Source organism: Novilysobacter longmucuonensis (assembly GCF_046600735.1).
GTDB lineage: Bacteria > Pseudomonadota > Gammaproteobacteria > Xanthomonadales > Xanthomonadaceae > Novilysobacter_A > Novilysobacter_A longmucuonensis.
The window spans coordinates 1-5,854 of the sequence record NZ_JBJMAW010000028.1 but is presented as its reverse complement, the minus strand read 5'-3'; the positions used below and the strand labels follow the sequence as shown (position 1 = coordinate 5,854).

At 55.8% G+C, this 5,854-nt stretch carries 2 tRNA genes and 3 rRNA genes; all 5 read right to left on the bottom strand.

Features of this window, described 5'->3' with window-relative positions:
• Window positions 1-170: 170 nt before the first annotated feature.
• Window positions 171-285: ribosomal RNA gene (gene rrf / locus ACJQWM_RS14120) — 5S ribosomal RNA — on the bottom strand.
• Window positions 286-455: 170 nt separating this feature from the next.
• Window positions 456-3,332: ribosomal RNA gene (locus ACJQWM_RS14115) — 23S ribosomal RNA — on the bottom strand.
• Window positions 3,333-3,620: 288 nt separating this feature from the next.
• Window positions 3,621-3,697: transfer RNA gene (locus tag ACJQWM_RS14110), tRNA-Ile, on the bottom strand.
• Window positions 3,698-3,729: 32 nt separating this feature from the next.
• A tRNA-Ala gene (locus ACJQWM_RS14105) sits at window positions 3,730-3,805 on the bottom strand.
• 122 nt (window positions 3,806-3,927) lie between these two features.
• Window positions 3,928-5,486, bottom strand: a 16S ribosomal RNA gene (locus ACJQWM_RS14100).
• Together the 16S, 23S and 5S rRNA genes with 2 tRNA genes alongside form the textbook arrangement of a ribosomal RNA operon.
• Window positions 5,487-5,854: the final 368 nt, after the last annotated feature.

Below are 5,854 nucleotides of genomic sequence, written 5' to 3'. Positions count from 1 at the left end.
AGCGGCTTCAGCCGCGATCGGATGATCCGTTGCGCGACCGATTCCCCGATCGCGGCTGAAGCCGCTCCTACGCTGGTAATGGAAGGCCGTTGCAGGACAGGTGCGTCACGCGGCGCTCGCGCCCAAGAAAAAGGCCGGCACCCTTGCGGGAACCGGCCTTTGGTGTAAATGCTCAGCGATGACCTACTCTTGCATGGCTTAGGCCACACTACCATCGGCGCATGTGCGTTTCACTTCCGAGTTCGGGATGGGATCGGGTGGTGCCACACCGCTATTGTCACTGAGCAAGCTGTTGGAGTCGCGCCTGCGGCGCGGACTCTCATGGGGTGGGACGTAGCGAGTTTGTTTTGGTCTGGAATGTCGTCGACGTATCGTCGAGGTGGCCCCCTTGAATAGTCCGCACATGGATGTGCGGGTTCTTGCCGGGGACCGGCATTGAAGCCACTTGAGGTTATATGGTCAAGCCGCACGGATCATTAGTACAGGTTAGCTCAACACATTGCTGTGCTTACACACCCTGCCTATCAACCACCTGGTCTTGATGGTTCCTTTAGGGGAGTCAAGCTCCCGGGAGATCTCATCTTGAGGCGCGCTTCCCGCTTAGATGCTTTCAGCGGTTATCGCTTCCGAACATAGCTACCCGGCAATACCACTGGCGTGATAACCGGAACACCAGAGGTTCGTCCACTCCGGTCCTCTCGTACTAGGAGCAGCCCCTCTCAAATCTCCAACGCCCATGGCAGATAGGGACCGAACTGTCTCACGACGTTCTGAACCCAGCTCGCGTACCACTTTAAATGGCGAACAGCCATACCCTTGGGACCGACTACAGCCCCAGGATGTGATGAGCCGACATCGAGGTGCCAAACACCGCCGTCGATATGAACTCTTGGGCGGTATCAGCCTGTTATCCCCGGAGTACCTTTTATCCGTTGAGCGATGGCCCTTCCATACAGAACCACCGGATCACTAAGACCTACTTTCGTACCTGCTTGATCCGTCGATCTCGCAGTCAAGCACGCTTATGCCTTTGCACACAGTGCGCGATGTCCGACCGCGCTGAGCGTACCTTCGTGCTCCTCCGTTACACTTTGGGAGGAGACCGCCCCAGTCAAACTACCCACCATACACGGTCCCCGACCCGGATTACGGGCCCAGGTTAGAACGTCAAGCACGACAGGGTGGTATTTCAAGGATGGCTCCACCCCAGCTAGCGCCAGGGTTTCATAGCCTCCCACCTATCCTACACAGACGAACTCAACGTTCAGTGTAAAGCTATAGTAAAGGTTCACGGGGTCTTTCCGTCTTGCCACGGGAACGCTGCATCTTCACAGCGATTTCAATTTCACTGAGTCTCGGGTGGAGACAGCGCCGCTGTCGTTACGCCATTCGTGCAGGTCGGAACTTACCCGACAAGGAATTTCGCTACCTTAGGACCGTTATAGTTACGGCCGCCGTTTACTGGGGCTTCGATCAAGAGCTTCGCCTTGCGGCTGACCCCATCAATTAACCTTCCAGCACCGGGCAGGCGTCACACCCTATACGTCCACTTTCGTGTTTGCAGAGTGCTGTGTTTTTGATAAACAGTCGCAGCGGCCTGGTCACTGCGACCCCCGACAGCTATAGCTCGCATGAGCCACCATCAGGGGTGCACCTTCTCCCGAAGTTACGGTGCCATGTTGCCTAGTTCCTTCACCCGAGTTCTCTCAAGCGCCTGAGAATTCTCATCCTGCCCACCTGTGTCGGTTTACGGTACGGTCTGCGTAAGCTGAAGCTTAGGAGCTTTTCCTGGAAGCGTGGTATCAGTCACTTCGCCCCAAAGGGCTCGTCTCGCTGCTCGGTCTTAAAGGGTCCCGGATTTGCCTAAGACCCAAACCTACCTGCTTTCCCCGGGACAACCAACGCCCGGTAGACCTAACCTTCTCCGTCCCTCCATCGCACTTACGCGAGGTGCAGGAATATTAACCTGCTTCCCATCGACTACGCATTTCTGCCTCGCCTTAGGGGCCGACTCACCCTGCGTCGATTAACGTTGCGCAAGGAAACCTTGGGCTTTCGGCGTGCGGGCTTTTCACCCGCATTATCGTTACTCATGTCAGCATTCGCACTTCCGATACCTCCAGCAGACTTCTCAATCCACCTTCAACGGCTTACGGAACGCTCCTCTACCGCGCATGCAAAGCATGCACCCCAAGCTTCGGTTCAGTACTTAGCCCCGTTAAATCTTCCGCGCAGACCGACTCGACCAGTGAGCTATTACGCTTTCTTTAAAGGGTGGCTGCTTCTAAGCCAACCTCCTGGCTGTCTGTGCCTTTCCACATCGTTTTCCACTCAGCACTGATTTGGGACCTTAGCTGTGGGTCTGGGTTGTTTCCCTTTTCACGACGGACGTTAGCACCCGCCGTGTGTCTCCCGGATAGTACGTGCTGGTATTCGGAGTTTGCCATGGTTTGGTAAGTCGCAATGACCCCCTAGCCATAACAGTGCTCTACCCCCAGCAGTATTCGTCCGAGGCGCTACCTAAATAGCTTTCGAGGAGAACCAGCTATCTCCGGGTTCGATTAGCTTTTCACTCCTAATCACACCTCATCCCCTACCTTTGCAACGGGAGTGGGTTCGGACCTCCAGTTGATGTTACTCAACCTTCATCCTGGGCATGACTAGATCACCCGGTTTCGGGTCTATTGCCCGCGACTATGCGCCCTATTCAGACTCGGTTTCCCTTCGCCTCCCCTATACGGTTAAGCTTGCCACGAACAATAAGTCGCTGACCCATTATACAAAAGGTACGCAGTCACTCCGAAGAGCTCCTACTGCTTGTACGCACACGGTTTCAGGGTCTATTTCACTCCCTTCACCAGGGTTCTTTTCGCCTTTCCCTCACGGTACTGGTTCACTATCGGTCGGTCAGGAGTATTTAGCCTTGGAGGATGGTCCCCCCATGTTCAGACAGGGTTTCTCGTGCCCCGCCCTACTCGATTTCATTGGAAGAGCTCTTTCGCATACCGGGCTATCACCGTCTATGGCCAGTCTTTCCAGACTGTTTTGCTAGAACTCAATCAACTTAAGGGCTGCTCCCCGTTCGCTCGTCACTACTCAGGGAATCTCGGTTGATTTCTTTTCCTCCGGTTACTTAGATATTTCAGTTCACCGGGTTCGCCTTGCATGGCTATGTATTCACCATGCAATACCCCTTGCGGGGTGGGTTTCCCCATTCGGACATCGCGGGATCAATGCTTGTTGCCAGCTCCCCCACGCTTTTCGCAGGCTGCCACGTCCTTCATCGCCTCTGACCGCCAAGGCATCCACCGTGTGCGCTTATTCACTTGACCATATAACCCCAAGTCGCCTCGGGATCACACGTTGTCGTGAACACAACGTCTCACTTCAAATTAGGGCCTCTTGGGCCCCGCCTTAGCCTCTACGACACGTCATGGACATTCCGTCTCAAAACGCTCGCTACGTCCCAATTTTCAAAGAACGCGGGCGGGCCACAGTGCCCGACCGCTTCTAATCTTGTGTGTGTGCGCAGATCATTCAGAGTTCGTGCTTTTCGCCTTTGGGGCCACGGCACCGTCGATAACACCGAAGTGATGCCGCAACGCCGAGCCACGCGAAAGTGGTGGGTCTGGGAGGACTCGAACCACCGGCCTCACCCTTATCAGGGGTGCGCTCTAACCACCTGAGCTACAGACCCATGTACTCCCTGCGGAACCCATGGTTGCCAGATGGTGGAGCTTGTCGGGATCGAACCGACGACCCCCTGCTTGCAAAGCAGGTGCTCTCCCAGCTGAGCTAAAGCCCCATGCTTGTAAAAGCAAAACGGGACGCTCCAGCACCGCCTCGCGGCGGTGCTGAAACTCTCTGAATGCAGGTCACTTGTGCGGACGCCTGACAGGCCATGCAGCCCATCTTGGTTACATCTCTAAAGGAGGTGATCCAGCCGCACCTTCCGATACGGCTACCTTGTTACGACTTCACCCCAGTCATGAATCACTCCGTGGTAACCGTCCCCCTTGCGGTTAGACTAGCTACTTCTGGAGCAACCCACTCCCATGGTGTGACGGGCGGTGTGTACAAGGCCCGGGAACGTATTCACCGCAGCAATGCTGATCTGCGATTACTAGCGATTCCGACTTCACGCAGTCGAGTTGCAGACTGCGATCCGGACTGAGATGGGGTTTCTGGGATTGGCTTGCCCTCGCGGGTTTGCAGCCCTCTGTCCCCACCATTGTAGTACGTGTGTAGCCCTGGCCGTAAGGGCCATGATGACTTGACGTCATCCCCACCTTCCTCCGGTTTGTCACCGGCGGTCTCCTTAGAGTTCCCACCATTACGTGCTGGCAACTAAGGACAAGGGTTGCGCTCGTTGCGGGACTTAACCCAACATCTCACGACACGAGCTGACGACAGCCATGCAGCACCTGTGTTCTGGTTCCCGAAGGCACCCCCTGATCTCTCAAGGGTTCCAGACATGTCAAGGCCAGGTAAGGTTCTTCGCGTTGCATCGAATTAAACCACATACTCCACCGCTTGTGCGGGCCCCCGTCAATTCCTTTGAGTTTCAGTCTTGCGACCGTACTTCCCAGGCGGCGAACTTAACGCGTTAGCTTCGATACTGAGAGCCTAGTTGCTCCCAACATCCAGTTCGCATCGTTTAGGGCGTGGACTACCAGGGTATCTAATCCTGTTTGCTCCCCACGCTTTCGTGCCTCAGTGTCAGTGCTGGTCCAGGTAGCCGCCTTCGCCACGGATGTTCCTCCCGATATCTACGCATTTCACTGCTACACCGGGAATTCCGCTACCCTCTACCGCACTCTAGACTGCCAGTATCCAATGCCATTCCCAGGTTGAGCCCGGGGCTTTCACATCAGACTTAACAAACCACCTACGCACGCTTTACGCCCAGTAATTCCGAGTAACGCTTGCACCCTTCGTATTACCGCGGCTGCTGGCACGAAGTTAGCCGGTGCTTATTCTTTGGGTACCGTCAGAACACCCGGGTATTAACCGAGTGCTTTTCTTCCCCAACAAAAGTGCTTTACAACCCGAAGGCCTTCTTCACACACGCGGCATGGCTGGATCAGGCTTGCGCCCATTGTCCAATATTCCCCACTGCTGCCTCCCGTAGGAGTCTGGACCGTGTCTCAGTTCCAGTGTGGCTGATCATCCTCTCAGACCAGCTACGGATCGTCGCCTTGGTGGGCCTTTACCCCACCAACTAGCTAATCCGACGTCGGCTCATCTCTCTGCGCGAAGCCCGAAGGTCCTCCGCTTTCACCCTGCACCTCCCGGTACAGGGGCGTATGCGGTATTAGCGTAAGTTTCCCTACGTTATCCCCCACAAAAAGGCAGATTCCGACGTTATCCTCACCCGTCCGCCACTCGCCACCCAGGGAGCAAGCTCCCCTGTGCTGCCGTTCGACTTGCATGTGTTAGGCCTGCCGCCAGCGTTCACTCTGAGCCAGGATCAAACTCTTCACTTAAGTCTTGCAGCTCGATCCGAAGATCTCGCCAATGCTTTGAGTGCAGTCGTCTATCCAGGCCCAAATTACTCGATCACTCACATCTTGCGATGCTTCGTTCTTGATTCATTTGGACTCTGTGTCGAACGTCTGCGGATGGACATACACCACCGGCCAGACGCCCGCACAAGTCACCTGCGCACACTGTCAAAGATCATCGGAACCGGCCTCAGCGCCGCGTTCCTGCCCGACACCAAAGTGTCCGAGCGAGCCGCACATCATACAGCGAATTTCAGGGCCGTCAACAGCCCGTCACGCGCTTTTTGCCAACCCCACCACCCCTTCAAATCGTCCCTCCAGGGTGGCGGGGCGCGCATTGTGCACATCCG